The sequence below is a fragment of the Roseibium sp. genome (assembly GCF_965233565.1).
GTDB lineage: Bacteria > Pseudomonadota > Alphaproteobacteria > Rhizobiales > Stappiaceae > Roseibium.
This window is the reverse complement of sequence record NZ_OZ247494.1, coordinates 3,697,391-3,722,514: the sequence shown is the minus strand read 5'-3', so window position 1 is coordinate 3,722,514 and position 25,124 is coordinate 3,697,391. Positions and strand designations below refer to the sequence as shown.

Here is a 25,124-nt window from a genome sequence, read left to right as displayed (position 1 = left end):
GTACGACCGCCTCGACATAAGGGTGCTGACAGGGGAGCGCAAGAGCACCACGCAAACCAGACGCGTTCCACGCAGGGATCTAAACTTAATGTTGTGGCGAGCCGGAACTGAAACTAGCCTTTACCCAGACGATTCCGATCTTGTTGGATCGACCCCCTTGCGGAGGCCCAATGCTGCATCTTCATTTCAATCCGGAAACGGATATCTCCAAGGTTCTGGCGCCCGAAGCGCTCAAGATGTTCCAGTATGAATGGGGCATCTATCACAAGCTGGTTCGCTCCAATGAGATGCAGCACCGGGAAATCGGCACCCTCATCCGGACCGAGATCGATCTCCGGTTCGACCACCCCTTCAGCTTCCTTGACCTTGCCTGCGGGGATTCCAGTCTCGCCCACAAGATTCTCGCCGGAACGCAGATAAGCCGGTATGAGGGGCTAGACCTGTCGCGCCCTGCCCTGGAATGCGCCGCCGAGGTCATGAAGGACGCCCCCTATGAGGTCACGCTTGGCGAGGAAGACATGGTCTCGGGCGTCAAGGAGCGGCCGGAAGGTGCCGATGTCATCTGGTGCGGGTTTTCTATCCATCACCTTCAAAGGGAACAGAAACTGGAGATGCTTGGCGCGGTGCGCTCAGCGCTCAAGCCAGGCGGGATATTCGTGACCGCCGAGCCGGTCTGCCGGTCCGGGGAAAGCCGGGACCACTATGTCAAGCGCTGGCATGACGAATTGCGCCAGCGCTTCCAGTCCCTGTCACAGGATGAATTCGACCATATCTGGCAGCATATCAGCACCTATGATTTTGCCGAGCCGCCCGAAGACTGGGTCGAGATGGGCGTGAAGGCCGGTTTCTCGTCCAGCAGACTGATTTATGCGTTTCCGGAGGATTTCTTCTGCGGGGCGTTTCTGTTCGAACGCTAGGGTCCTGACCCTAGACCCTGGTGCGCGCCTTGAGGGCCTGGGCAAGCGTGCCCTCGTCGAGATAGTCCAGTTCGCCGCCGACCGGGACACCGTGGGCAAGCTTGGTGACGCTGACGTCCAGATGCGACAGCTGATCCATGATGTAATGGGCCGTGGTCTGACCCTCGACCGTTGCGCTGATCGCCAGGATGACCTCCGAAAGGGCCTCAGAGCCGCAGCGATCGATCAGGCTGGCCAGATTGAGTTCTTCCGGGCCGATGCCGTCGAGCGGCGACAGGGTACCGCCGAGGACGTGATAGCGCGCATTGACGGCGCCCGCGCGCTCAAGCGCCCAGAGATCGGCAACGTCTTCCACGACGACCAGAACGGAAGGATCGCGTTTCGGATCGGAGCAGATGGTGCAGGGATCGGAGGTGTCGACCGTGCCGCAGGTCGAACAGATGCCGATGTCGCGGACGGCAACGCCCATGGCCTCTGCCAGCGGTACCAGCAGCTGGTCCTTTTTCTTGATCAGGTGCAGCGCGGCCCTGCGGGCAGAGCGCGGGCCAAGCCCCGGCAGCTTGGCCAGAAGCTGGATCAGCCGCTCGATTTCCGGTCCTGCAACCGATTTCTGCCCCATCTAACCGCGCCCCGATCTACTGCCTAGAACGGCAGCTTCATGTCGGCCGGCAGGCCGAGGCCGCCCATCATTTCCTGGGTCTTTTCCGCAATGGCCTGTTCCGCCTTGGCGCGGGCTTCGGTGTGTGCGGCAATGATCAGGTCTTCCAGGATTTCCTTTTCCTCTTCCTTCAGCAGCGACGGGTCGATGGAGAGGTTTTTCAGGTCACCCTTGCCATTCAGCGTCACGCGCACGAGACCCGCACCGGCCGTGCCTTCCACTTCGATCTCGACCATCTGTTCCTGCAGCGAGCCCATCTGCTCCTGCATCTGCTTGGCCTGCTTCATCATCTTCAGGAAATCCATGGGATCTCTCCTTCGTTTTCTCCCGGCGGCCCCGCCAGCCGAGTGTCACACAATCTTCTGCCCTGCATGTAGAAGAACACCCGGTGAATTACCAGCCCATAAGCCGGATCGAGCGCATCATTTGGTGCTCAGATAGAAGACCCTGATCGCGAAATAGAGGCCGACAAAGAACAGCCCGCAGACGATGGAAATGACGGTCAGAAGTTTCGTGTACTCGTCAATTGCCATCAGCGAGACCGCATACATGGCCAGACAGGCAACAATGGTGGTTGCGAAAAACAGGATGATATTCGTCTTGATCTTCTTGTCTTTCATCGCCTTCGATACATCCCGGCTCACTCGTCTTCATCGTCGCCAAGCGCTTCGCTCAGCAACGGGTCGCTGACCATCGGGTCCGCCATGGCCGCCTCGGCCTCTTCTGTCACCTGAACGGTGACATCGACCACCTTGGCCCCGGGAAAAGCGGCCAGCAGCGCCGCCACGGTCGGATGCGACCTTGCATCGGACAGGAGCTGTTGCTGGTTGGCTTCCTGTTCTTCGTGAATGGTCGGCCGGCCCTGGTTGCGCGAGACAACGACGAACCAGCGCTGGCCGGTCCATTCGGTCAGTTTGCGGCCGAATTCGCCGGCAATGTCGGCAGGCGCATCGTCCGTCGGCTGGATCTCGATCTTGCCCGGTTCGAACTTCACAAGCCGCATCTGCCGCTGGATCGCCACCTTCATCGGAATGTCGCGCTTTTCCGAGGCCAGGGCGACGCAGTCATGCAGGTTGTTCAGGTTATAGGCCGGCGCCGCCGGTGCTTCCGGCTGCGGCGCGGGCTGGGAAACCGTTTGGGCTGCGGGCTGGGCAGACGGCAGTCCACCCTGGATCGCAGACAGTTGCGGACGTGCCGAAACCTGCATGGTCGGGCCGTTGCCCGAACCACCGCCCGGATGGCCCATGCCAACGGCCATGGCCTGACCGCCGCCACCTGAAGGTGCCGCCCCCCCGCCACCGCCCTGCGATGGGCCGCCCAGCGGGTTCTGACCGTTCCTGATCTGCGCCATCAATTCACCCGGATCCGGCAGATCCGCGGCATAGGCAAGCCGCACCAGAACCATGTCGGCGGCGGCCAGAGGTTTCGAGGCGGCCTGCACTTCCTGAACGCCTTTCAACAGGATCTGCCAGGCGCGGGACAAAAGCCGCACGGACAATTGCTCGGCAAATTCACGGCCGCGCGCCCGTTCCGCCTCGGTCACCGAACTCTCGTCGGCCGATTTCGGAGCGACTTTCATCCGTGTGACGAGGTGGGTGAAATCGGCAAGATCCGTCAATATGATCGCCGGATCGGCCCCGACCTCATATTGCGCCTGCAACTCGCCCAGCGCGTCTTCGATACGGCCGGCCATCAGGTGACCGAAGAGGTCAATCACGCGCGCCCGGTCCGCAAGACCGAGCATCTGGCGCAGATCTTCCGCTTCGATCGCACCTGTGCCATGGGCCATCGCCTGGTCGAGCAGGGACAGCGAATCGCGTGCCGAGCCTTCACCGGCGCGGGCAATCAGCATCAGGGCTTCATCCGAAATCCGGATACCCTCGGCATCGGAAATCCGGCGCAGCAGGCCGATCAGCTTGGCTTGTTCGATCCGGCGCAGGTCGAAGCGCTGGCAGCGCGACAGGACCGTGATCGGTACTTTCCGGATCTCGGTCGTTGCGAAGATGAATTTCACATGCTCCGGCGGTTCCTCGAGCGTTTTCAGCAACCCGTTGAAGGCCGCATTGGAGAGCATGTGTACTTCGTCGATGATATAGACCTTGTAGCGCGCCGTTGCCGGACGATAGCGGGCCGCATCGATGATCTCGCGAATGTCGTTGATGCCGGTATGCGAGGCGGCGTCCATCTCGATGACATCAACATGGCGGCCTTCCATGATCGCCTTGCAGTGGGTGCCTTCGCGGGTCAGCTTCACCGTCGGCTTGTCCGCTTCGCCCGGAACTTCGTAGTTCAGGCCGCGGGCGAGAATACGGGCAGTTGTGGTCTTGCCGACCCCGCGCACTCCGGTCAGCATCCATGCCTGGGCAATACGGCCGGTATCGAAGGCGTTTTCCAGGGTCTGAACCATTGGCTCCTGGCCAACCAGATCCTCAAAGGTCTTGGGCCGATACTTGCGCGCGAGAACGCGATAAGCACCATCGCTTGCCGCGGAAGTCTCCGCGCCACCGCTCGTCAGTCCGGGCGCGCCAGATGCGCCCTCTTCGGGAAAACCAGTCTCATCCATGAGCCGCACCATAGCGATTTTTTCAGCAAGTGGGACGGGCCAGGAGAAGTTTTTCTGTGTGGAAGATGTGGACGGCCCCGGGCCGGCCGGAAAAACAAAAAGCACCGCGGATCTCCGGCGGTGCTTCCATCAAAGCAGATTGCTTTTGGGTGGGAGGCTGGCACGGCGACCCGTGCCGAGGCTCGTTAGGGCTGCTTCCTTCCGGACCTGACCCGGTTGGCGAGTGGCTCGTCCACCACCAACCTCCCGAGCGCCTTATATCAGATCCCCCCCGGGGCTTGGCAAGGGGGCTCCGAGCTTTTTTGTTTGCCGGTAAATTTCGCCCCTCAGGGCCGCAAGGTTGCCAGTTTGAGCCCGAAACCCATGAAGACGAGGCCGGTCACGCCCTTCAGCCAGCGCTGAAACGAAGGGCTCCGTGCCGCCCGGCTGACCCGCGCCAGCAAAACAATCATCGCGCCGAACCAGACCGCGTTGATCACGGAGTGCAGGGCCACCAGACCAAAGGCGGCCGAGACCGCTCCCTCACCTGCCGGAATGAACTGCGGAAAGGCGGCGAGATAGAACATGGAGACCTTGGGGTTGAGGGCGTTGGTCAGGAACCCTTCGCCAAAAGCCTTTGCAAGGGTCCGTTTGCGCCTCGCCGGGGCAACTTCAGGCGCCAGTGCACCGCCTTTCATTGCTTCGCGAAGCGCTTTCAGGCCGATCCAGAAGAGATAGGCGGCACCAAGCATCTTGACCACGAAGAAGGCCTCTGCCGAATGCACCAGGATCACGGATATGCCGAGTACCGACAATGCGCCATGCAGAAAGAAGGCGGTCACGAAGCCACCGATATTGGACACGGCCGCCAGCCGGCCGGATGTTGGCACGGTCTTGGCGATCAGGACGCCGTTCGGTCCCGGCGACATGACAAGCAGGCTGGCGACGAGCAGAAAGCTCAGAACCGTTTCGAGGGACATGGCAAGGTTTCCGCGACAGGAGAAAAGGATGGCAGGCAGATGTGAATACGGGTTCACAGTGGCCCAACTCTAGACATATGCTTGGCAAAAGCAAACCGCCTTTGACACAGGCGCGTCCCTCCAGCAGCGGGATATGCCCCATGACGTTTTTCAATCTCAATCCCCGCCTGGAAGGCGACAGCTATCCTGTCGCCGACCTGAAACTTTGCACCGTGCGGCTGATGAAGGACGCCAATTACCCTTGGCTTCTCCTGATCCCGCGCAAGCCCGATCTGGTGGAGATCATCGACCTGGAGGAAGAAGACCAGCTGCAGCTGATGCGCGAAATTGCCCAGGCCAGCCAGGCGCTCCGACAGGTCACGGATTGTGAGAAGCTGAATGTCGCCGCCCTCGGCAACCAGGTCTCGCAGCTGCATGTGCATGTCATTGCACGGTTTCGCGAAGACCAGGCCTGGCCCGGCCCTGTGTGGGGTGTGGTGCCCGGTGAGGCCTATGACCCGGAGAAAGCCGAAACGCTTATCGAGCAATTGCGCGACGTCCTGTTGGAGGGGGATGACCTGAGAACCGGTTGACTTATTTTGCATCGAGAGTTGATCGCCCCCTTGCCTGAAGACGCTTTCGCGGTCGCCCCCCTTCCACTAGTCTCCAACCCCGCTGCTTGCACACCAGATTGAAAATCAAGGATGTTCCCCATGCGCGCCACCACCGCCGGCCTCCAGGCGATGGAGATGAGTTTTCTCGGCAACACGCTCGACCGGCAATCAACCAGGCGCGGCGACACAGCTTATCTTGAGGAGTTGCTGGCAAAGCCGGATACGGAGATCGTCCTGTCGACGGCCCGAACGCTGGTGTTCCAGGATCGCGAGCCCTTGCAACCCGGTCATGATCTCGCCTCTGCCAGGGCACTCGGCGCCGACCCGAAGGAACTCGTGTTTCTCGGATTGCGGGCGGAAAGCGGTGGGGCGGTGTTCGCGACAACACTCCCGCAAGACGACGAGGACCTGGCCGACCAAGGTGGTCTCAAACTGATCGATCTGCGCACTTTGGCGCTTCAAAAGGCTTTCAATCCGGAAGATCTCGGCGCCCTGGCGCAGGCGCGCGCCCTGATCCACTGGCACCGGACCCATCGGCACTGTTCCCGCTGCGGGGAAAAGACCGTCATGGCGGAGGCCGGCTACCGGCGTGACTGCCCCGCCTGCGAAAGTCCGCATTTTCCGCGTACCGACCCCTGCGTCATCATGCTGATCACCGATAAGTCCGGAGACCGGGCCCTGCTCGGCCGACCCGCCCGGCTGCCGGAGGGCATTTACACCACCCTTGCCGGTTTCATGGAACCGGGTGAAACCATTGAACAGGCCGTCCGGCGGGAGACGCTGGAGGAATCCGGGATCAGGGTCGGCAACGTCCGGCTGATCTCCAATCAACCCTGGCCGTTTCCCGCCAACCTGATGCTCGGCTGCATCGGAGAGGCGACCTCGTTCGAGATTGAAATCGAAGATGACGAACTGGAAGCCTGCAAATGGTGCGACCGGGAGGAAGTTCGTCAGATGGTCGCGGGAACCCACCCGGAAGGCCACCTCATCCCTCCGTCGATTTCCATTGCGTTTGAACTCATCACTGGCTGGCTGGAGCGGAAAATCTGATGACCTGGTGCATCTACCTGACCCACCCCGAGGTTGTTGTTGATCCGGAGGTTCCGGTGCCGGACTGGGGACTGTCGGATCTTGGCCGCGAACGCGCCGTAAAGGCGACGGAGCTTCCCTTCGCCGACGAGATCAGGCAGGTCATTTCCAGCGCCGAGAAAAAAGCGACTGAAACGGCCCAGGTGTTTTCCGGCCGCAAGAACGTCTTTCAGCGGGTGCTGCCCTTCCTTCATGAAAACGATCGCAGTGCGACCGGGTTCCTGCCACCGGAAGAGTTTGAAAAAACCGCGGATGCCTTTTTCGCAGATCCCCATCGGTCCATACGGGGCTGGGAACGGGCCATCGATGCCCAGAACCGGGTCGTCACCGGGATCAGCAGCGCTCTGCGCCACATTCCGGACGAACAGCCGGTTCTGTTCACAGGCCACGGTGCGGTCGGTACTCTGTTGATGTGTCACCTGATGGCGGTGCCGATCTCAAGAGAGCACGACCAGACCCGTGGTGGCAGCTGGTACCGCTTCGACAAGGCGTGGCTTACGACACAAGCAGGCCGGAATTTGAGTTGGATAGAACTCTGAAGCCGGTCGGCCCGCGCAACACTTCATGCTAGGTTTATCGTTAACGCGGCTCTCATGAGTTGGCGCTTGATGTCCTTCTGGAAGCGGAATGGGCCACGTAAAAGTTTCGGCCTCATCCTGAGGAGAGCCTTCGGGCTATCTCGAAGGATCAGTGACACAAGCCGAAGCAAGTGGCCCGACCTTCTAGACAGCGCGTCGCGCGTCCTCAAAGTTAGGGCACGTTTGAAGCCGTTGCTTGAGCCGGGAGCGTACCGTGATCCGAATTCTGCTGAATCTTGTGCTTACAACAATCGCTGTCGCAGCGTTCACGCCCTCGGCGCAAGCCGGCAAATATGATGCCCAGTTCCGCCAGTTTCTGGCCTCGGAGATCGCACCGGCCGCCCGCAAAGCCGGCGTTTCACAAGCCGTGATCGACCGGGAGCTGAACGGTCTCACCCCAGATACGTCGCTGCCCGGACTGGTCGGCCCCGGCGGCAAGGGAACGCCGCCCAAAATCAATTTCCAGGCCGAGTTCCGGTCACCAGCGCGATATTTCCGTGCCGGCCAGTTCAATGCTCTGGTTCCTCGCGGCCGCAACCTGATGCAGAAGCATGCGGCCACGCTGCAACGGATCGAGGCGCGTTATGGCGTTCCCAAGCGGATCATTCTGGCGATCTGGGCGCGGGAATCAGGATATGGCGGCGCCAAGATCCCGCACGATGCCCTGCGGGTTGTCGCCACCCAGGCCTTCATGGGCCAGCGCGCCGACTTCTTCAAAGGCGAGGTCGTCGCAGCGCTGCAAATCCTGCAAAATGGCGACATCAGCCGCAAGGCGATGAAAAGCTCCTGGGGCGGCGCGATGGGACAACCGCAATTCCTGCCTTCCTCCTATCTGAAATACGCGGTCGATTTCGACGGCGACGGCCGGCGCAATATCTGGACCTCGGAAGCCGACACCATGGCCTCGATTGCGCATTACCTGGCCGAGCACGGCTGGCAGAAGGGGCGCGACTGGGGCTATGAGGTGGTGCTGCCGGAAAACGTCTCTTGCACCCGGGAAGGCCCGGACAACCGGCAGAAGATTTCCGAGTTCGTGCGTGAAGGGGTGAAACGCGTGAGCGGCCGACCGTTCCCCGACCACGAGATCAACCGGCCCGGCAACATACTGGTGCCAGCGGGCCGCTATGGTCCGGCCTTCATTGCCACGGAAAATTTCTACGTCATCAAGAAATACAACGAAAGTGATGCCTATGCGCTCTTCGTCGGTCATCTCGCGGACCGTTATGGCAACAACAAGGCCTTTGCCGGTGCCTGGAAACCAATGAAGGAAACCACCCGCGGCGCTGTCAGAAATCTGCAGTTGCGCCTCGAAGGCCTCGGTCACGATGTTGGCGGTGCCGATGGCCTGATCGGTTTCAAGACCCGACGCTCCATCGGCAAGGACCAGGAGAAAAACGGCTATTTTGCCACCTGTTGGGTCGGCTGAAACCGTTTCCTGCCCCTGAAAACCTGAACTGAAATCACGAGGAAAATCAGCCGGAACCGCAGGCACTCAAGCGCCCGCGGAGAGTGTTTTCGCGCCTGCCACATTATTTTCACTTTTATTTTTTATTGTTTTACGATAATTAATCGCTGCTTTCTTAGATGGAGATTCAAATGTTTGGACCTGCACTCCGCCGGACTCGGCCGTTTCTGCGCGTAAATTCCCTTTGGCTTGTCCTTGTTCTGACCCTGCCCACGGCCCCTGCCGTGTTCGCGTCCGATCTCGACAGTTTCAACCCTGCAACCACGGACCCGGCAAAATTCCGCATTGCGGTTCGTCACTCTGAGCGTCTGGCTGTGCCTCAGGGCGGCGCACGTGTGAAAATCCTGATGACCGATCGGCAGACCGGCCAGGTGCTCCGCGAAAAGGAAGTGCTCCTGAAAAAAGCAGTGCAGCCCAACCGGCTGGAAAGCGTGCTGTCAGAGCGTCGCACAGACGAACAGGTTTCTGTCTATCGGATTCCGGAGCAGGAGGTTGCCGAACTGCGGGCCCTGCAGGCCAAGTATCTCTCCTTGCCGCAAAATCAGAAAGACAACATGGCCGGGTCGCTCACCATTGACGTCGCCGGATGCAAGCTCGACCCGAAGGACAACGGCCGGATGCTGATCTCGACCTATCTGAAAACGTCCGAATTTCAGGACTATGTGCCCCTGGAAACGGACTTTGACCTGCGCAATGTTCCAGACACCGGCAAGACCGGGCGCCGGGACCCCGTCCAGCCCTGCCAGGTGATGAACTGACCCGGACAGGATCGATGAGAACAGTCTTTGCCTGGTGCAGGCACAACGGCGCTGCAAATTTGCTGGTCGCCGCGGTTCTTGCCTGGTGTGTTGCGGCCTGCAGCCATGTACCGCTGACCACCATGGTGAAACTCAGCCGGTTTGATCTCCTGAAAACCGCACCGGACGGTCTTCGGATTGCCGTCAAATATCCCGACAGCATCCGGATCCCCGACGGCGGCGCCCAAATGCGGCTGATCGTCACTGAAAAATCCAGCGGCGAGGTGCAACTGAAGGAAGAGTTCGCCTTCACCCGCGTGGACACGGCCGCCGAGAAAGCCGAACTGGCCGGCGAGTTGCAAACGGGCTGGCGCGTCGAAGTCTATCGGCTGCCTGCAGGCAGGGTCGCCGCGTTCAAGGCGTTTCAATCGCACCTGACGGACATGAGAAAGGGAGACCGCGAGAAAGTTGATGGCAGCATGGAAATCAGTGTCGACGCCTGTCTTCTCTCGGAGAACAGGCCGGACAGGATCGTCGTCAGCACCTTTCTCAAGGCGTCGGAACTAGGTGGCTTTGTGCCGTTGCTCAAGGACGCCAACCTCCAGCAACTGATGGCCGCTGAAGACATGGACGGTGACGCTGCACCGTTGGGTCCTTGTCCTGAAGCCGAAAAAGGCGGTTTTTAATCCTGTCCCGGGTCAAGATCCTAGACGTTCACGACACCTTCCGGCGCCGCCTCCAGCCGGAAGGCGGCGGCCATCAGCGCTTTGGTGTAATCGGTCTGCGGAGCATCAAAAATCTGCTCTGCAGGCCCCTGTTCCACCACCTTGCCCTGACGCATGACAACGACCTCGTTGGCAAGCGCCCGAACGACCTTCAGGTCGTGCGAGATGAACAGATAGGCCAGTCCGTGCGCCTTCTGCAGGTCGCGCAGGAGATCGACCACCTGGGCCTGAACGCTCATGTCCAATGCCGAGGTCGGTTCGTCCAGCATGACGAATTTCGGCTCCAGCACCATGGCCCTGGCAATGGAAATCCGCTGTCGCTGGCCGCCGGAAAACTCGTGCGGATAACGATGACGGGTCGAGGCATCAAGCCCGACTTCCTCCAGAGCCTTGGCGACTTTGCGGTCGCGCTCTTCAGCGGAGATGCCCGGGAAATGCACCTGCAGGCCCTCCCCGACGATATCAGACACGGACATGCGTGGGCTGAGTGCACCGAAGGGGTCCTGGAAGACGATCTGCATGTCCCTTCGCAGCGGCCGCATCTCCTTCCAGGAATTCCCCTGGATCTCCTTGCCATCAAAGGCGATCCGTCCCGTTGAGGAGATCATGCGCAGGATCGCCAGACCGAGCGTCGTCTTGCCCGACCCGCTTTCCCCGACGATGCCGAGAGTTTGCCCCTCCCGCACTTCAACGTCGATGCCGTCGACCGCCTTGATGTGGTCGACGGTGCGGCGCAGGAGGCCGCGTTTGACCGGAAACCAGACCTTCAGATCGTCCGCCTGCACAACGATTGGCTTGTCCTTATCGGTTGCCGGCGGCGCACCCTTCGGCTCTGCGGCCAGAAGATGTTTGGTATAGGCATGCTGCGGCCGCTCGAAAATCTCCGCCACCGGGCCCTGCTCGACGATCTTGCCGTCGGTCATGACACAGACCCGGTCGGCAAATTTGCGCACGATGCCGAGATCGTGGGTAATGAACAGCATGGCCATGCCCTGCTGTTTCTGCAGCACCTTCAACAGTTCCAGGATCTGGGCCTGCACGGTCACGTCAAGTGCGGTGGTCGGCTCGTCGGCAATCAAGAGGTCCGGCTGATTGGCCAGCGCCATGGCAATCATCACCCGCTGCCGCTGCCCTCCGGAGAGCTGGTGCGGATAGGACTTCAGCCGTTTTTCCGGATCGCGAATGCCGACCTGATTGAGCAGTTCCAGAACGCGCTCCCGGGCCTGGCTCTCGCCCATACCACGGTGGATCGTCAGGATTTCGGAGATCTGCTTTTCCACCACATGGAGCGGGTTCAGCGAGGTCATCGGTTCCTGGAAGATCATCGAGACGTCGTTGCCGCGCACCTTGCGCATCTCGTTGTCGCTGACGGTGAGCAGGTCCTTGCCGTTCATCAGGATCCGGCCAGACGGATGCGAGGCAGCCGGATAGGGCAGCAATTTGAGAACCGAAAGTGCGGATACCGACTTGCCGGAGCCGCTTTCACCGACAAGCGCAACGGTTTCGCCCTTGTTGATCTCGAAGGAGATCCGGTCGACAGCCAGGTTCTTGTTGTCGCCCTGGGCAAAAGCGACGGACAGGTCCTGGACGGACAGGAGAGGGTCTTTTGTCATTTTGTTGTCCTCACCCCAGACTCTTGCGTGGATCAAAGGCATCCCGCACGGCTTCGCCGATGAAGATCAGCAGGCTGAGCATCAGCGAGATCACCACAAAACCGGTAATGCCAAGCCAGGGAGCCTGAAGATTGTTCTTGCCCTGGGCGAGCAGCTCCCCAAGAGATGCAGAGCCCGGCGGCAATCCGAAACCCAGGAAGTCCAGCGCCGTCAGGGTCGAGATCGAGCCATTCAGGATGAAGGGCATGAAGGTCAGCGTTGCCACCATGGCGTTGGGCAAAAGATGGCGCCACATGATCACCTTGTTGGAGACGCCCAGCGCCCTTGCCGCGGAGATATACTCAAAGTTCCTGCCGCGCAGGAACTCCGCGCGCACGACCCCGACCAGGGACACCCAGGAAAAGGCCAGCAGGATCGAGAACAGCGTCCAGAACCCGGGCACCAGGAACGAGGACACGATCAGGATCAGGTAGAGCGTTGGAACGGCTGTCCAGATTTCGATGAAGCGCTGGAACAGGAGATCGGTCCAGCCACCATAGTAACCCTGCACCGCGCCGGCGGCGATACCGATCACGGAAGACGCCAATGTCAGGGCAAGGCCGAACAGGACGGAAATGCGGAAGCCGTAGAGCAGCCGGGCAAAGACGTCACGGGCCTGGTCGTCTGTGCCGAGCCAGTTCCAGTTGCCCATGATGCAGCCCGGATCGTTGGCCCCTTCCGGATAGCGCACGCAGCGTTCCTCCTTGGAGAGCATCCAGGACGGTTGTGAGGGCACCGGCGTCGGCGGGTTCAGATTACGTGATGTGTAGGAATAGCGGACCGGCGGCCAGAGCATCCAGCCATGTTCGTTGATTTCCTCCCGAATGAAGGAATCCTTGTAGTTGGTCACCGCAAGGAAACCACCGAACTTTTCCTCCGGGTAATCGACCAGAACCGGCATCAGCAACTCGCCCTTGTAGGACACCAGGATCGGCCGGTCATTGGCGATGAATTCGGCAAACATGGCCAACACAAACAGGACAAGGAAGATCCAGAGGGACCAGTAGCCACGCCTGTTGGCCTTGAAGTTGGCGAGACGGCGCTGGTTGATGGGCGACAGGCGCATTTTCTTCGGCGGCGGCGCCGTTTCCTCCGGAAGCGGGTTGAGCAGGTCGTATCCGGCCGCTTCCATGTCTTTGCTCAGTCGGGAATCCATTGTCTCAGACCTCCCGGCTTTCGAAATCGATCCTGGGATCGATCCAGGTGTAGGTCAGATCGGATATCAGGCTGACCAGGAGGCCCATAAGCCCGAAGATGTAAACGGTCGCGAAGACCACTGCGTAGTCCCGGTTGATCACCGATTCAAAGCCGAGCAGACCGAGGCCGTCGAGAGAGAATATCGTCTCGATCAGCAATGCACCGGCGAAGAAGGAGGAGATGAAGGCGCCCGGGAAACCGGCGACAACGATCAGCATGGCATTGCGGAAGACATGACCATAAAGCACCTGGCGTTCGTTCAGTCCCTTGGCCCTGGCCGTGATCACATATTGCTTCCGGATCTCGTCCAGGAACGAGTTTTTCGTCAGCAGTGTCGTGGTGGCGAAGGCGGAAAGCACCATGGCCGTCAGAGGCAGGGTCATGTGCCAGAAATAGTCGGCAATCCGGGCCGGCCAGGAGAGTTCCTCCCAGTTGTCGGAGACGAGGCCACGCAAGGGGAAGATGTCCCAGAAGGAACCGCCGGCAAAAAGAACGATCAGCAGAACCGCGAACAGAAACCCCGGGATGGCATAGGCAACCACGATCACGCCGGAGGTCCAGACATCAAACCGGGAGCCATCCGACACCGCCTTGCGGATCCCGAGCGGGATCGACACCACGTAGGAAATCAGTGTCATCCAGAGGCCGAGTGAAATCGAGACCGGCAGTTTCTCCTTGATCAGATCGATGATCTTGATGTCCCTGAAGTAACTCTCACCGAAATCGAAACGGGCATAGTCGCCAAGCATTTTCAGGAACCGTTCCAGCGGCGGCTTGTCAAAGCCGAACTGGGCTTCCAGCTCCTTGATGAATTCCGGGTCGAGGCCCTGGGCGCCGCGATACTTGGAGGTGACGCTGTCCGCCGACGCCGCGCCGCTGCCGCCAGAGGCGTCGTTGCCGGCCCCCAGCATGTCGCCGCCGCCGCCGCTGATCCGTGACGTTGCAGAGACATCCGTTCCCTGCAGCTGCGCAATCACGCGCTCCACCGGTCCGCCAGGGGCAAATTGGATGATGACGAAATTGATGGCCATGATCCCGACCAGGGTCGGTATCATCAACAGCAAGCGGCGAAGAATATAGGCGCCCATGGAGTTCGTGCATTCCCTTTATTGTCTGGCCTTCTGTTGCGGGCCGAAGGTGTCGCTTTTGGGACCGTCGCGATTCAAGTTACCCGGCTTTGCCGAGTTTTTCCGCCTTTTCGGCGTCTATCCACCAGAGTTCTTCGACGGGGAAGAAATAGCGCGGCGTTTCCTGCGGGTAGCCATAGACATCCCAAAGGGCAACCGTGTGAATATTTTTGTACCATTGCGGGATCCAGTAATAGCCGGCCCGCAGCACCCGATCGAGTGCCCGCGCGGCGGTGTTCATTTCCTCGCGCGTTTCCGCCGCAATCGCCTTGTCGATCAGGGCATCAACCACGGGACTGGAAATGCCCGCCGTGTTGTAGGTGCCGGGTGTCGCTGCTGCTTTCGAGCCCCACATCTGCCGGATTACATCCGACAGTGTCGGTGACAGTGAGTACCGGCGACTGGCAATGTCGAAGTCATAGTCGTTTAGGCGTGCCTGATACTGGGCCGGATCGACAATGCGCAAGCTCGCCTGAATGCCAAGACGTTCCAGGTTCTTAATGAAAGGATTGACGATTTTTTCAAAGGCAACAGTGTTGTTCAAAAACTCGATGACCAGCGGTTTGCCGTCCGGTCCGACGAGCTGGGTTCCCTCTCGCTTGTAGCCGGCAGCAGCCAGAAGTTCATTGGCCCTGCTCAAAAGCTTGCGATCGTTGCCAGACCCGTCGCTGACCGGAGGGAGTATCGCCTCCCCAAAGACGGCTTCCGGCAGGTCTTCGCGGAACGGTTCCAGAAGCGCCAGCTCCGCTGCTGATGGCAAGCCCTCCGCTTTCATGTCGGAGTTTTCGAAGAAGGAGGTGGTGCGTTCATAAAGACCGTAGAACAGGGTCTTGTTGGACCATTCGAAATCGAATGCATATCCCAGGGCTTCGCGGACCCGCGGATCCTTGAACTTGTCCCGGCGCGTATTGATGAACCAGCCCTGCGCCCCCGATGGCTGACCATCCGGGAACTCTTGCCGCACGACACGCCCATCCTCGACTGCCGGGAAGTTGTATTCCGTCGCCCAGTTCTTGGAGGTGAACTCTTCGCGGTAATAGACGTTGCCCTTCTTGAAGGCCTCAAACGCAATTTGTCGGTCCCGGAAAAATTCCACCCGCACCGATGCGAAGTTGAACCGCCCCCTGGCGACGGCGAGGTCCTTTGCCCAGTAGTTCTCCACCCGATGATATTCGACATAGCGGCCGACGGCATGTTTGCCGACCTTGTAGGGGCCGGAGGACAGCGGCGGGGTCAATGTGGATTGTTTGAAGTCGTAGGCGGTGTAATACCGCTTGGAGAAAATCGGATAACCGGCGGCGACGGAAAGCGGGAAATTGCGGGCCTGGTTTCCGTCGAAATGCAGCGCAACACGGTATTCTCCGAGCACCACCACGTCTTTCAGGACAGCCAGTGGCTGGCTCAGCAGCGGGTGACCGTCCGCCTTGAGCAGCAGGATGGAGAAAGCGACATCTTCCGCCGTCAGCTTGGAGCCGTCGTGAAACCGGGCCTCCGGCCGCAGATTGAAGGTGAAGACATTGCCATCTTCCGAAACCTCGACGGTCTCGGCGACAAGGCCGTAAACCGCATCGGCCTCGTCCCAGGCGCGCACCATCAGCGTGTCGAAACACAGTTCCATGCGCGGCGGCGCGTCGCCCTTCAAAATGAAGGAATTGAAGGTGTTGTAGGTCTGGACGTTCTGATTGAAATACCAGTAAGGCGCCTGGAAGGAGAATGTGCCGCCCTTGGGCGCCTCCGGATTGACATAGTCGAAATGGGAAAAATCCGGAGCGTATTTCAGATCACCGAAAACCGACAGACCATGGCGTGCATCCGGAGCCTCCTGGGCAAAACCGGGACGCGGCAGCCCGGGAACCGATGCGGCAAGTGCTGCCGCTCCGCTCAGCTTAAGGACCTGCCTGCGGGAGGGCGACACAAGCTTGCTCATTTGATCGCCTCCGTTGCAGCGGCCTTGTCGGCGTCATACCACCAGATCGTCGGGAAACCGGTGCTGTATTCCGGCATCTCTTCCGGATGGCCGAAGCGGTTCCAACGTGCTGTGCGTGTCTCGTCGACATAGAATTGCGGCACCACGTAATGGTTCCACAAGAGCACCCGGTCGAGCGCATGGGTGGCCGCCACAAGTGTCTCGCGATCTTCGGCAAAGATCACCTTGTCGATCAGCTTGTCGATGGCCGGGTTATTGATGCCGGCATAATTGGCGGAGCTGGCATTGTCGGCTGCCTCGGAACCCCAGTATTCGCGTTGCTCATTGCCCGGTGACAGGCTTTGTCCGATGGCGAGCACAGTGGTGTCGAAATCCCTGCTGCGGATCCGGTTGATGAATTGCGAGGTATCGACAAGGCGCAGCACGGGTTTGATACCGATGGCTTCCAGGTTCTTGGAATAGGGCAGCAAGGTCCGTTCGCTGGCCTTGTCCCGATAGAGAAATTCAATTGTGAACTGTTCGCCGGTCTTCGGATCGATCATCTTGCGATCCTTCAGCTCAAAGCCCGCCTGACGCAGCAGTTTCACCGCCTCGCGCAGGTTGGCACGCACATTTTCCGGCGACCCCCCGATCGGGTTGGTGTATTCCTCGGTGAAGACTTCCGGCGGCACGAGGTCACGCACTTCCTCGAGAATTTCAAGTTCCTTGCCTTCTGGCAAACCGGATGAGGCGAGCTCCGTACCGGAGAAATAGGAATTGACCCTTTTCAGAAGATTGGCCGAGACAATCTCGTTGGTGGTCTCGAAGTCATAGGCATAATTCAACGCCCGGCGGACCAGGGGATCCTGGAACTTGTCGCGGCGCAGGTTCAGGAAGAAGCCCTGCATTACGCCCCGTGATCTATCCGGGAAAATCTCCTTGACCACACGGCCATCTTTCACAGCCGGGAAATCGTACCGTTTGGCCCACTGGCTCGAGCTGCGCTCGGTGTGGAAATCATATTGATCCCCCTTGAAGGCCTCGAACTGGACGGCATCATCCAGGAACGACACATAGCGGATTTCATCAATGTTGTTGGTGCCGACCCGGATCGGCAGATCCTTGCCCCAATAGTCCTCGACCCGCTCGTAAACGACCTGGCGGTTGGGGGAAAAACTCTTGAGACGGTAAGGCCCGGAGCCAAGCGGGGGTTCGAGTGTCGTGCTGGAGATGTCGCGCGGCTTGCCGGCATCGTCCGTGCCTTCCCACCAGTGTTTCGGCAGGACCTGCAATTGCCCCATGATCTTGGGCAGCTCCCGGTTGCCACTGACGTCAAAGGTGAAGCGGACGGTCCGGTCGCCGACAATCTCGCTCTTGACGACGTTCTGGAAATAGAATTTGCGCTGCGGATCAAGCTCGATCGATTTTTCAAAAGACCAGATCACGTCTTCAGCGGTGACGGGCTTGCCGTCATGCCATTTGGCGTCAGGATTCAATCGGTACTCCACCCAGGAATAGTCTTCCGGATAACGGATGCCATCGGCAAGCACACCATAGGCTGCACTGATGGTTTCTTCGTCCAGCGACGCCTCCATGAGGCTTTCATAGATCAGCCCGATGCCGGGTGCGATGCTGCCCTTCGGCGGCAGGAAGTTGAACGTGTCGAACCCGCCGCTGTCTGCAAGGCGAACAGAACCGCCCTTGGGAGCTGCCGGGTTCACATAGTCGAAGTGTTCGACGTCGGGACCGTATTTGGGTGTTCCGTTCAGCGCGGAGGCGTGTCGCCATTCAGGTTCATCGGCCTGAACCGGAGCGAGGGCCGCTCCCGTTGTCGACACAAGACCTGCCAGCAGGAGGCCGGCTGTCGCCTGCCTGCAAAAACGCCATGTGAACACCATCGGCTTCTCCGTCCCTTCCGGTTCCAGTGCCCCAAATCAGCGGGCTATAAGGAAACAGTGTAGGGACGAGGTGGGCTCGCGTCACCTGCTGGTTGTCGAGATGACAGAAATTTAACCCGTCTGGGGAAGACCTTTGGAAGGAAGTTCCTGTGAATTCTGCTTAGACTTTGCCTTCTGGGCATACATTCTGCCGTCTGCAACCCTGAGCAAATCCTCCACAGATGCGGCATCACCCGGATAACTGGCCGAACCGATACTGGCTTTCACGTCAATGCGGGCACCGGAATACTCAAATACCTGGGCAACCTTCTCGCCCAGCCGATGCAAAAACGTTTCCTTTTCCTGGCGCCGCATGTTGCCTGGCGTCAGTACGATGAATTCGTCTCCGCCGACGCGGGCAACCGTGTCGGTCTGCCGGACCTGGTTCTGGAGCCGCTGCCCGACCTCGATCAGCAGCTGGTCGCCAACCGCATGTCCGTAATTGTCGTTGACCGGCTTGAAGGCATCCAGATCAACGTAGAAAATCTCAAATCCCGCTCCGGAGCGTTCGCACATGGCAGCCAGCTGGTGCATGCGGTCTTCCAGCAGACGCCGGTTTGCCAGACCTGTCAGCGGATCGTGCAGGGCCATCGACCGGACCTTGTAAACCTCACTGATCAGCAGAAAGGCCATCGCGCCGAAGACGAGTGAAATCAGGCTGCCGACCAGTTGCGTGATCCAGACCTGGTTGCCTGCGCTGGACCAGCCGGTTTCCGGATAGCCGATCAGGTCCCAGTCCAGACCGCCCGGCAGGTGCAACGGCAGGGACACATGATCCTTGTTGAACAGCGAGGCGCTGCCCATGATCAGCTTGTCGTTGTCGACCGTGTTCTTGTTGACCACACCGATCCGGATGCCGTTGATGACATCCGTGATGCCCGCCGACGTCATCATGCCCTGCTGATCCAGGACCAGCGTTGCCACCCCCCAATAGCTGCGCTCTTCGATCGGCTGTCCGGGAATGGTGGCCGTGAAGATCGGAATGCGGATCAGAAGCGCCTGGCCACCCTGAACAAGTTCCAGCGGTCCTGCGATCACGACTTCCCGGCTCATCATCGCCTCGCGGATCGCCGGCCACTGGGCCGTGTTCATCCGGTAGTTCAGGCCGATGGCAGACTGGTTGGGTTCAAACGGAAAGACGGCGCGCAGGATGTTGTTGGGCGCCAGCCCGATCGAGCGGATGGAAGGGTTTTCCTCGATCAGCTCCGTCGCAATCCCCTGATAGTCATCCATGTTGAACGGGGCATCGACAAACTGAGTGACATAGGACCGGATGCCCAGCCCGTGTGCCACGGTGCGGCTGATTTCGCCTTCCAGACGTGCCCGCGTCTCGGACAGGCTGGCGATAGCCTCGCGTTTGTGTTGGGAAATCAGTTCGTTGCGAACCAGCTGCCCGACATGGGCGGTCACGGCGATGCCAGCCAGGAAACAGACGGCAGCGACAACGGACGCGACCCACGTTCCATTCGACTTTGAAAATGCACTCCGCGACAGATTGATGCCCATACGGCCCTAGCCCGACCTTGCCCGCATTCGTCGATACTACGTAGCGTAAGATTTGTTAATTTTTCTTATAAATCAAATAAAAAAGCCGGGTTTTTCACCCGGCTTCTCTACAATTCAAATGTCTGGCGCTATTTACGGCGACTTATTCTGCCGGTAGCGGCTTCGGTGCGGCAGACTGCTCCCGGAGATAAGCAATCAGGTCAGCACGTTCTTGCGGCTTCCGAATTCCGGCAAAGCCCATTGTGGTACCGGGAAGATATTTCTTCGGAGCTGCAAGGAAGTTGTCCAGGCTCTCATAGGTCCACTCCGGGTTTTCGTCACCGTAAGCGGTCATGGCGCTGGAATAGCCGAAGCCATCGTGGCCACCCGGCTTGCGGCCGACGATGTCATAAAGGGCCGGGCCGACCTTGTTGGCGCCACCTGCATCAAAGGTGTGACATGCCGCGCATTTCTTGGCCGCCTTTTCGCCGTCAGAGGCGGCGGCTGCGAGCAGGCGCTCGGAAATCGGAACCACATCCGGCTCGGCCTGCACTGTAGACGTGCTGTCTTCAGCGGAGGCAACGACGATTTCATAGCCCGGTTTGCCGGGGATCGTCGGGTGAAAGATGATGTCGGACATCCAAGCGACACCCATCACCAAAATAAGAACCCCAAGGACCGCACCTGCGATCTTGTTCAACGTGAACGAATCCATTCTCTCCGGCTCCAAGCTCATACGCGTCCGGGCCCGCAGAACTGCTGCAGGCCCTATCAGCTTTTCGAAATTTGCCGGAACCTACAAATTTTTTGACCTTGCTGTCCATAGCTTTAAAAGGGCATCTGATACGACAAACGGACGCGGCAGGTGTTTTTTTCGTTCCGGCAGCTCCGTTCAGCCTTAGGGAGGCCTCGTTGGCGGCAAATCCAACGGTGCGACCGGGCACAGACGCATTGCCCTTTATGAGGGCGATTCGCCCGATTGACGGGTGGTGTTTGTGCCTGAACGCACCGCGCCGAGTAACGGGACGTCCCGACAACAATGAATTGCCGCAGGGCGGAAGACACAATGAGCGATAGAAAAAGAATTGTATTTCAGGGCGAAACCGGGGCCAATTCGCATATGGCCTGCCGGAGCGTCTATCCCGACTATGAAGCCATTCCCTGCGCGACCTTCGAAGACTGCTTTTCAGCGATGGCGGACGGGACGGCCGACCTCGCCATGATCCCGATCGAAAACTCGGTCGCGGGCCGCGTCGCCGACATCCATCACCTTCTGCCGAAGTCCGGCCTGCATATTATCGGCGAATACTTCATGCCGATCCGGTTTCAGCTGATGGCCCCCAGCGGCGCGACCGTGGAAGGACTGAAAACGGTCCAGAGCCACGTCCATGCGCTCGGCCAGTGCCGAAACGTTATTCGAGAGCTCGGCCTGACGGCCGTTGTTGGCGGTGACACGGCCGGGTCTGCAAGACAGGTCGCGGAGTTGGGGGATGCCAGCGTCGCCGCCCTTGCGCCGGAAATGGCCGCTGAAATCTACGGTCTCGATATCCTGCGACGGGATGTGGAAGATGAAGCGCACAACACGACACGCTTTGTTATCCTCTCGCGCGATAAGATGGAGGCCGCGCACAATGGTCAGCCGGTCATCACCACCTTCATCTTCCGGGTCCGCAACGTTCCGGCCGCGCTCTACAAGGCTCTTGGAGGATTTGCGACCAATGGGGTGAACATGACTAAACTGGAGTCCTACCAGCTGGAAGGCCAGTTTTTCGCCTCCATGTTCTATGCCGATGTCGAGGGGCACCCTGAAGACCCGGCCGTTGGTCTCGCGCTCGAGGAACTGGCCTTTTTCTGTGCCGAACTGAACATGCTTGGTGTCTACCGGGCGAGCCCCTTCCGGGACAAGATCAAGGAACCGGAAGCCAACCGCGCCCTGCGCCCGAACCCGCATTCCTGACGCCGCCAGCCATAAGGCGAAACCAGAGGATCTCATGACAGAAACCAGATTTGACGCCCTTTGCATCGGCAACGCCATCTGCGATGTGTTTGCCCATGTGGAAGAGGATTTCCTGCTTCAGGAAAACCTGATCAAAGGGTCCATGCGCCTGATCGAAACCGATGAAGCCGTCCGCCTGTTCAACAAGATGGGTCAGACGGTTCGCGTCTCGGGCGGCAGCGCGGGCAATACAGCCGCCGGCATAGCGTCCCTTGGCGGCCGGCCGGCCTATTTCGGCAAGGTGGCCGAGGACGAACTCGGCGACAGCTACTATCACGACATGAATGGCACCGGCGTCTACTTCAACACCCCCCGGCTGCGGGAGTGGAAGCCGACGGCACGGTCGATGATCCTGATCACGCCGGACGGCGAGCGCACCATGAACACCTATCTTGGCGCCTGCACCGAATTCAGCCCTTCGGACGTGGATGAAGACGTCGTGGCCGCCGCCGCCGTCACCTACATGGAAGGCTATCTGTGGGATCCGGAAGAAGCCAAGAAAGCCTTCCTGAAAGCAGCGGAGATCGCGCATCTGAACAATCGCAAGGTGGCGATCACCTTGTCCGATTCCTTCTGCGTCGACCGCTACCGCAGCGAATTCCAGTCCATGCTCACGGATGGCGTCGTCGATCTCATGTTCGCCAATGAACACGAGCTCCGGGCGCTCTACGAAACGGCCGACCTGGACACGGCTGTCGCCGCCGCTCGCGAAACCGGCGCCCTGACAGCACTGACGCTCGGCAAGGAGGGCGCGATGGTGATCAACGGGGAAGAGACATATACCGTTCCCGCACAGGTCGTGGATAACGTCGTCGACCTGACCGGAGCAGGTGACCTGTTTGCCTCCGGCTTCCTGTTTGGGCTGGCGCGCGACTACTCACTTTCGGAATCCGCTGCCCTCGGCTGCCTGTGTGCTTCCAACGTTATCAGCCATGTCGGCGCTCGCCCCGAACGGCCGCTGAAGAACCTGGCCGAGCAAAATGGCTACAAGGTCTGATCAACCGCTCCTGATCAAACGCAAAGGGCGGCCGAATGGCCGCCCTTTATCTTTCACGTATGGCAAGCGGGTTCAGGCTGCCGCGACATCCGACAGGAACCGGTCAACTTCGCTGCGCAGTTCCTTGGTACGTTTGCCGAGTTCACCAGAGGCTCGCACGACGTGTTCGGCAGATGACGCGGTCTGTTCCACGGCACCGGAAAGATCGGTGATGTTGGTGCTCACGATTTCCGTTCCCTGCGCCGCCTGTTCCACGTTCCGGGAGATTTCGTTTGTCGCAGCCCCTTGCTGCGAAACCGCGGTGGCAATCGCGCCAGTGTAGGCATTCACTTCATCCATTGTCCGTGTGATGCCCGAAATCGCGTCGGCAGAATCCCTGGTCGCCGACTGGATGGCGGCAATCTGGCTGGAAATTTCCTCAGTTGCCTTCGAGGTCTGGGTTGCAAGCTCCTTCACCTCAGCTGCCACCACGGCAAAACCGCGACCGGCCTCACCCGCCCGGGCCGCCTCGATTGTCGCGTTCAGAGCCAGGAGGTTGGTCTGTTCCGCGATTGCCTGAATGAGCGTCACCACTTCTCCGATCTTGCCCGCGGATTCGGCAAGGCCTGCGACCTTCTCGTTGGTCACACGGGTGCCCTCGGTTGCCTGCGCAACCACTTCGGTCGTCCGTTCGACCTGACTGCCGATTTCCCGGATGGAAGAGGCCAGCTCCTCCGCAGCAGAGGCGACCGTGCCGACGTTGCGGCTTGCAACCCCGGACGCCCCTTGCGTTTCGTCTGCCTTCTGTGCGCTGTGGCGGGCCGTATCCGTCAGGGTCTTTGCCGTATCGTCCAGGCCCAGGGCGGTTTCGCCGACGGCACCAAGCTGTTCCTGCACCGTTTCACGAAACGACCTGATCAGAGCCTCGATCGTCTGCTGCCTCTCGTTGCGTGCCGCCTCCTCGGCACGGCGCTCCTCGCGCAACCGTTCGCGTTCAACAGCATTGTCCCGGAACACGCGTACCGTGCGTGACATCTCCCCAATTTCGTCACCGCGGTCGAGACCGGCAATCGCGACATCATTGCTGCCGTCTGCCAGTGTGCCCATGACGGACGTCAGCGCCCGGATTGGACGGGTTATAGCCACATTGAGAAGCGCGGCCAGACCAATGCCCAAGGAGATGGCCACAGTGACGGCTGTCAGAATGATCATCAGGGCTGTCTTGCCGGCCTGCTGCATGTCTGCACTCTGTTCAGAAGAAATCTCCGCAACCTGCGCGCCTGCGCTTGCAGCTGCTCGCTCAAGGCTGTGCTCCAGGCCGGACATGTCCCGCCGTGTTCTGGCGATCGCGGAGAAGGCTTTCTCGAACTGCGCCACGGTCTCGGCAATGCTCCCTGTCTTTGCAAGAATGTCACCAAGTTCAGGCCGTGCATCCAGGGCGCGCGCAGCATCGCCCAACCTGGCTACGCGTGTTTCAATCTCGCCGGAATCCTGCGCGAGATCGGCAACAAACGCCAGCGTTCCGGATTGTGCTGCTGAGGCCTCATTGGCAAGATCGATGGCAAGCTGTCCGAGTTCAATCAGGTCGATCAGATCTTTTTGAGACTGTGTTGCCAGGGCGAGTTCCTGATCAAGCGCAGCACCTGCAGCGGACTGGAGGGTGATTGCCCCCTCTTCGACACGTGCAAGGAGATCCGCAACCGTCTTCTTCTTTCCCATGCGATTGAAGAGATTGGTCTCTGCCAGGAGATCGGGCAAAGCTACGACAAGCGTCTCGGCATCACCGGACACGTTCGTGACAACCTCCCGGGCGACGCTCGAAACCGATGTTGCCTTGATAACAGCAGCGGCCTTGGACATTTCGGCCAGCGCCAGATCGATCTCGCTCCGGATTTGGTCCGTCATATCCTTCTGCTTGAATTTCGCGCCCAGTCCGAATTTCGGCATCAGCACGACCGCAAGCTTATGCAGCTGCTCGGCCTGGAACGTCATTTCCCGGGCCGCGGCCTGCCTTTTGGCGGCCGCCTTCGCTTCCTCGATGGTTCTGGACCGCACGTCGCGGACGATGTTGCTGATCTCGACGGTCAATCCGGCAAGATCGTTTCCGGTCTGTGTCAGCGTGTCCAGCCGTTCCGCCTGTTGCCAGGTCTTTTCTGTCAACTCTGCAAAAACCTCGTCAAATGCGTTCAGCTGGCCAATCGACGCATCGATCCCGCTCCGCAAACTGTCGCCCTGCTGCGCGAATGCGCCGATCGTCTGGAGTTGCTTGACGAGACCTTGCGTATTCAACGCGACCTGCTCAGCTGTGGCCGGAGACGGATCTGACAGAAACGTCTCCTTCGACTGATCGAGCGTCTTGAGAAGCGCCATTGCGTCCACAGCCGCGCCGCTGATCCGGGACCGTTCGGACAGATCCGAAATCGTCACGGTCGCCGTGGCCCCAACCGCTGCTGTGAGGACCAGAATGGCAGCAAAGCCGCCCCAGACCTTGACCCCGAATTTGATGTTCTGAAAATGCCGGAAGAACACGGCTTCACTCCTGGTTGCCCGTCTGACGACCGCAC

At 59.8% G+C, this 25,124-nt stretch carries 22 protein-coding genes and 1 other RNA gene; 9 read left to right on the top strand and 14 right to left on the bottom strand.

The window, feature by feature from the left end:
* Window positions 1-170 precede the first annotated feature (170 nt).
* Window positions 171-917, top strand: a complete 747-nt coding sequence (locus ACO6TG_RS17130) for a class I SAM-dependent methyltransferase (RefSeq protein WP_422374302.1) — start codon at window positions 171-173, stop codon at window positions 915-917.
* Window positions 918-927: 10 nt separating this feature from the next.
* Here ACO6TG_RS17130 and recR read toward each other — a convergent pair whose 3' ends face one another.
* The 6 genes from recR to ACO6TG_RS17100 form a co-directional block, all read right to left on the bottom strand.
* Window positions 928-1,536, bottom strand: coding sequence for a recombination mediator RecR (gene recR, locus ACO6TG_RS17125; RefSeq protein ID WP_422374301.1), 609 nt, complete (start codon window positions 1,534-1,536; stop codon window positions 928-930).
* A 23-nt stretch (window positions 1,537-1,559) separates the two neighbouring features.
* The gene (locus tag ACO6TG_RS17120) at window positions 1,560-1,880 is read right to left on the bottom strand and encodes a YbaB/EbfC family nucleoid-associated protein (protein ID WP_094073449.1); all 321 of its coding nucleotides are present in this window, start codon (window positions 1,878-1,880) and stop codon (window positions 1,560-1,562) included.
* Between the two features lie 117 nt (window positions 1,881-1,997).
* The gene (locus ACO6TG_RS17115) at window positions 1,998-2,195 is read right to left on the bottom strand and encodes a hypothetical protein (protein WP_157739036.1); all 198 of its coding nucleotides are present in this window, start codon (window positions 2,193-2,195) and stop codon (window positions 1,998-2,000) included.
* A gap of 20 nt (window positions 2,196-2,215) precedes the next feature.
* Window positions 2,216-4,138, bottom strand: coding sequence for a DNA polymerase III subunit gamma/tau (locus tag ACO6TG_RS17110; RefSeq protein WP_422374300.1), 1,923 nt, complete (start codon window positions 4,136-4,138; stop codon window positions 2,216-2,218).
* Between the two features lie 149 nt (window positions 4,139-4,287).
* Window positions 4,288-4,385, bottom strand: an RNA gene (gene ffs, locus ACO6TG_RS17105) — signal recognition particle sRNA small type.
* Between the two features lie 79 nt (window positions 4,386-4,464).
* Window positions 4,465-5,097 (bottom strand): LysE family translocator, encoded by a 633-nt coding sequence (locus tag ACO6TG_RS17100; protein WP_422374299.1) that lies wholly within the window; start codon window positions 5,095-5,097, stop codon window positions 4,465-4,467.
* 140 nt (window positions 5,098-5,237) lie between these two features.
* Between ACO6TG_RS17100 and ACO6TG_RS17095 the strand changes: the two genes are divergently transcribed.
* The 6 genes from ACO6TG_RS17095 to ACO6TG_RS17070 all read left to right on the top strand — a co-directional run bounded on the left by ACO6TG_RS17095 (window position 5,238) and on the right by ACO6TG_RS17070 (window position 10,245).
* Window positions 5,238-5,669 (top strand): HIT family protein, encoded by a 432-nt coding sequence (locus tag ACO6TG_RS17095; RefSeq protein ID WP_422374298.1) that lies wholly within the window; start codon window positions 5,238-5,240, stop codon window positions 5,667-5,669.
* Between the two features lie 120 nt (window positions 5,670-5,789).
* Window positions 5,790-6,740 (top strand): NAD(+) diphosphatase, encoded by a 951-nt coding sequence (nudC, locus tag ACO6TG_RS17090; RefSeq protein ID WP_422374297.1) that lies wholly within the window; start codon window positions 5,790-5,792, stop codon window positions 6,738-6,740.
* A complete protein-coding gene (locus tag ACO6TG_RS17085; RefSeq protein ID WP_422374296.1) occupies window positions 6,740-7,318 on the top strand; it encodes a histidine phosphatase family protein in 579 nt (192 codons plus the stop codon). Before nudC ends, ACO6TG_RS17085 begins: the two co-directional genes overlap by 1 nt.
* A gap of 256 nt (window positions 7,319-7,574) precedes the next feature.
* On the top strand, window positions 7,575-8,783 hold the full coding sequence (locus tag ACO6TG_RS17080; protein ID WP_422378899.1) for a lytic murein transglycosylase: 1,209 nt from the start codon (window positions 7,575-7,577) through the stop codon (window positions 8,781-8,783).
* Window positions 8,784-8,953: 170 nt separating this feature from the next.
* Entirely contained in the window at window positions 8,954-9,580 is a 627-nt protein-coding gene (locus tag ACO6TG_RS17075; RefSeq protein WP_422374295.1) for a hypothetical protein, read from the top strand.
* A 14-nt stretch (window positions 9,581-9,594) separates the two neighbouring features.
* Window positions 9,595-10,245 (top strand): hypothetical protein, encoded by a 651-nt coding sequence (locus tag ACO6TG_RS17070; RefSeq protein WP_422374294.1) that lies wholly within the window; start codon window positions 9,595-9,597, stop codon window positions 10,243-10,245.
* A gap of 20 nt (window positions 10,246-10,265) precedes the next feature.
* Here ACO6TG_RS17070 and ACO6TG_RS17065 read toward each other — a convergent pair whose 3' ends face one another.
* From ACO6TG_RS17065 to ACO6TG_RS17035, 7 genes are all read right to left on the bottom strand, one after another.
* On the bottom strand, window positions 10,266-11,897 hold the full coding sequence (locus ACO6TG_RS17065; RefSeq protein WP_422374293.1) for an ABC transporter ATP-binding protein: 1,632 nt from the start codon (window positions 11,895-11,897) through the stop codon (window positions 10,266-10,268).
* Between the two features lie 10 nt (window positions 11,898-11,907).
* The gene (locus ACO6TG_RS17060; RefSeq protein ID WP_422374292.1) at window positions 11,908-13,092 is read right to left on the bottom strand and encodes an ABC transporter permease; all 1,185 of its coding nucleotides are present in this window, start codon (window positions 13,090-13,092) and stop codon (window positions 11,908-11,910) included.
* 4 nt (window positions 13,093-13,096) lie between these two features.
* The gene (locus tag ACO6TG_RS17055) at window positions 13,097-14,221 is read right to left on the bottom strand and encodes a microcin C ABC transporter permease YejB (RefSeq protein WP_094073440.1); all 1,125 of its coding nucleotides are present in this window, start codon (window positions 14,219-14,221) and stop codon (window positions 13,097-13,099) included.
* A 79-nt stretch (window positions 14,222-14,300) separates the two neighbouring features.
* Window positions 14,301-16,187, bottom strand: coding sequence for an extracellular solute-binding protein (locus ACO6TG_RS17050; RefSeq protein WP_422374291.1), 1,887 nt, complete (start codon window positions 16,185-16,187; stop codon window positions 14,301-14,303).
* Window positions 16,184-18,064: an extracellular solute-binding protein gene (locus tag ACO6TG_RS17045; protein WP_422374290.1), complete on the bottom strand. Its 1,881-nt coding sequence runs from the start codon at window positions 18,062-18,064 to the stop codon at window positions 16,184-16,186. Before ACO6TG_RS17045 ends, ACO6TG_RS17050 begins: the two co-directional genes overlap by 4 nt.
* Before the next feature lie 111 nt (window positions 18,065-18,175).
* Entirely contained in the window at window positions 18,176-19,609 is a 1,434-nt protein-coding gene (locus ACO6TG_RS17040) for a diguanylate cyclase (protein ID WP_422374289.1), read from the bottom strand.
* Between the two features lie 142 nt (window positions 19,610-19,751).
* Window positions 19,752-20,303, bottom strand: a complete 552-nt coding sequence (locus ACO6TG_RS17035; protein ID WP_422374288.1) for a c-type cytochrome — start codon at window positions 20,301-20,303, stop codon at window positions 19,752-19,754.
* A 351-nt stretch (window positions 20,304-20,654) separates the two neighbouring features.
* On the opposite strand from ACO6TG_RS17035, the gene ACO6TG_RS17030 reads away from it, so the two are divergent.
* Complete coding sequence (locus tag ACO6TG_RS17030; protein WP_422374287.1) at window positions 20,655-21,545, top strand: prephenate dehydratase; 891 nt, start codon at window positions 20,655-20,657, stop codon at window positions 21,543-21,545.
* A 34-nt stretch (window positions 21,546-21,579) separates the two neighbouring features.
* Window positions 21,580-22,581 (top strand): adenosine kinase, encoded by a 1,002-nt coding sequence (locus ACO6TG_RS17025; RefSeq protein WP_422374286.1) that lies wholly within the window; start codon window positions 21,580-21,582, stop codon window positions 22,579-22,581.
* Window positions 22,582-22,653: 72 nt separating this feature from the next.
* Here the strand turns inward: ACO6TG_RS17025 and ACO6TG_RS17020 are convergent, their stop codons facing one another.
* Window positions 22,654-25,089, bottom strand: coding sequence for a methyl-accepting chemotaxis protein (locus ACO6TG_RS17020; RefSeq protein ID WP_422374285.1), 2,436 nt, complete (start codon window positions 25,087-25,089; stop codon window positions 22,654-22,656).
* Window positions 25,090-25,124 lie beyond the last annotated feature (35 nt).

What these genes read in the sequence shown, in the direction of transcription:
- ACO6TG_RS17120 (WP_094073449.1), bottom strand. Translation starts at nt 1,880, where the DNA reads ATGGATTTCCTGAAGATGATGAAGCAGGCCAAGCAGATGCAGGAGCAG.
- nudC (WP_422374297.1), top strand. Translation starts at nt 5,790, where the DNA reads ATGCGCGCCACCACCGCCGGCCTCCAGGCGATGGAGATGAGTTTTCTC.
- ACO6TG_RS17130 (WP_422374302.1), top strand. Translation starts at nt 171, where the DNA reads ATGCTGCATCTTCATTTCAATCCGGAAACGGATATCTCCAAGGTTCTG.
- ACO6TG_RS17035 (WP_422374288.1), bottom strand. Translation starts at nt 20,303, where the DNA reads ATGGATTCGTTCACGTTGAACAAGATCGCAGGTGCGGTCCTTGGGGTT.
- ACO6TG_RS17025 (WP_422374286.1), top strand. Translation starts at nt 21,580, where the DNA reads ATGACAGAAACCAGATTTGACGCCCTTTGCATCGGCAACGCCATCTGC.
- ACO6TG_RS17075 (WP_422374295.1), top strand. Translation starts at nt 8,954, where the DNA reads ATGTTTGGACCTGCACTCCGCCGGACTCGGCCGTTTCTGCGCGTAAAT.
- ACO6TG_RS17100 (WP_422374299.1), bottom strand. Translation starts at nt 5,097, where the DNA reads ATGTCCCTCGAAACGGTTCTGAGCTTTCTGCTCGTCGCCAGCCTGCTT.
- ACO6TG_RS17085 (WP_422374296.1), top strand. Translation starts at nt 6,740, where the DNA reads ATGACCTGGTGCATCTACCTGACCCACCCCGAGGTTGTTGTTGATCCG.
- ACO6TG_RS17110 (WP_422374300.1), bottom strand. Translation starts at nt 4,138, where the DNA reads ATGGATGAGACTGGTTTTCCCGAAGAGGGCGCATCTGGCGCGCCCGGA.
- ACO6TG_RS17095 (WP_422374298.1), top strand. Translation starts at nt 5,238, where the DNA reads ATGACGTTTTTCAATCTCAATCCCCGCCTGGAAGGCGACAGCTATCCT.
- ACO6TG_RS17055 (WP_094073440.1), bottom strand. Translation starts at nt 14,221, where the DNA reads ATGGGCGCCTATATTCTTCGCCGCTTGCTGTTGATGATACCGACCCTG.
- ACO6TG_RS17050 (WP_422374291.1), bottom strand. Translation starts at nt 16,187, where the DNA reads ATGAGCAAGCTTGTGTCGCCCTCCCGCAGGCAGGTCCTTAAGCTGAGC.
- recR (WP_422374301.1), bottom strand. Translation starts at nt 1,536, where the DNA reads ATGGGGCAGAAATCGGTTGCAGGACCGGAAATCGAGCGGCTGATCCAG.
- ACO6TG_RS17040 (WP_422374289.1), bottom strand. Translation starts at nt 19,609, where the DNA reads ATGGGCATCAATCTGTCGCGGAGTGCATTTTCAAAGTCGAATGGAACG.
- ACO6TG_RS17065 (WP_422374293.1), bottom strand. Translation starts at nt 11,897, where the DNA reads ATGACAAAAGACCCTCTCCTGTCCGTCCAGGACCTGTCCGTCGCTTTT.
- ACO6TG_RS17115 (WP_157739036.1), bottom strand. Translation starts at nt 2,195, where the DNA reads ATGAAAGACAAGAAGATCAAGACGAATATCATCCTGTTTTTCGCAACC.
- ACO6TG_RS17030 (WP_422374287.1), top strand. Translation starts at nt 20,655, where the DNA reads ATGAGCGATAGAAAAAGAATTGTATTTCAGGGCGAAACCGGGGCCAAT.
- ACO6TG_RS17045 (WP_422374290.1), bottom strand. Translation starts at nt 18,064, where the DNA reads ATGGTGTTCACATGGCGTTTTTGCAGGCAGGCGACAGCCGGCCTCCTG.
- ACO6TG_RS17060 (WP_422374292.1), bottom strand. Translation starts at nt 13,092, where the DNA reads ATGGATTCCCGACTGAGCAAAGACATGGAAGCGGCCGGATACGACCTG.
- ACO6TG_RS17070 (WP_422374294.1), top strand. Translation starts at nt 9,595, where the DNA reads ATGAGAACAGTCTTTGCCTGGTGCAGGCACAACGGCGCTGCAAATTTG.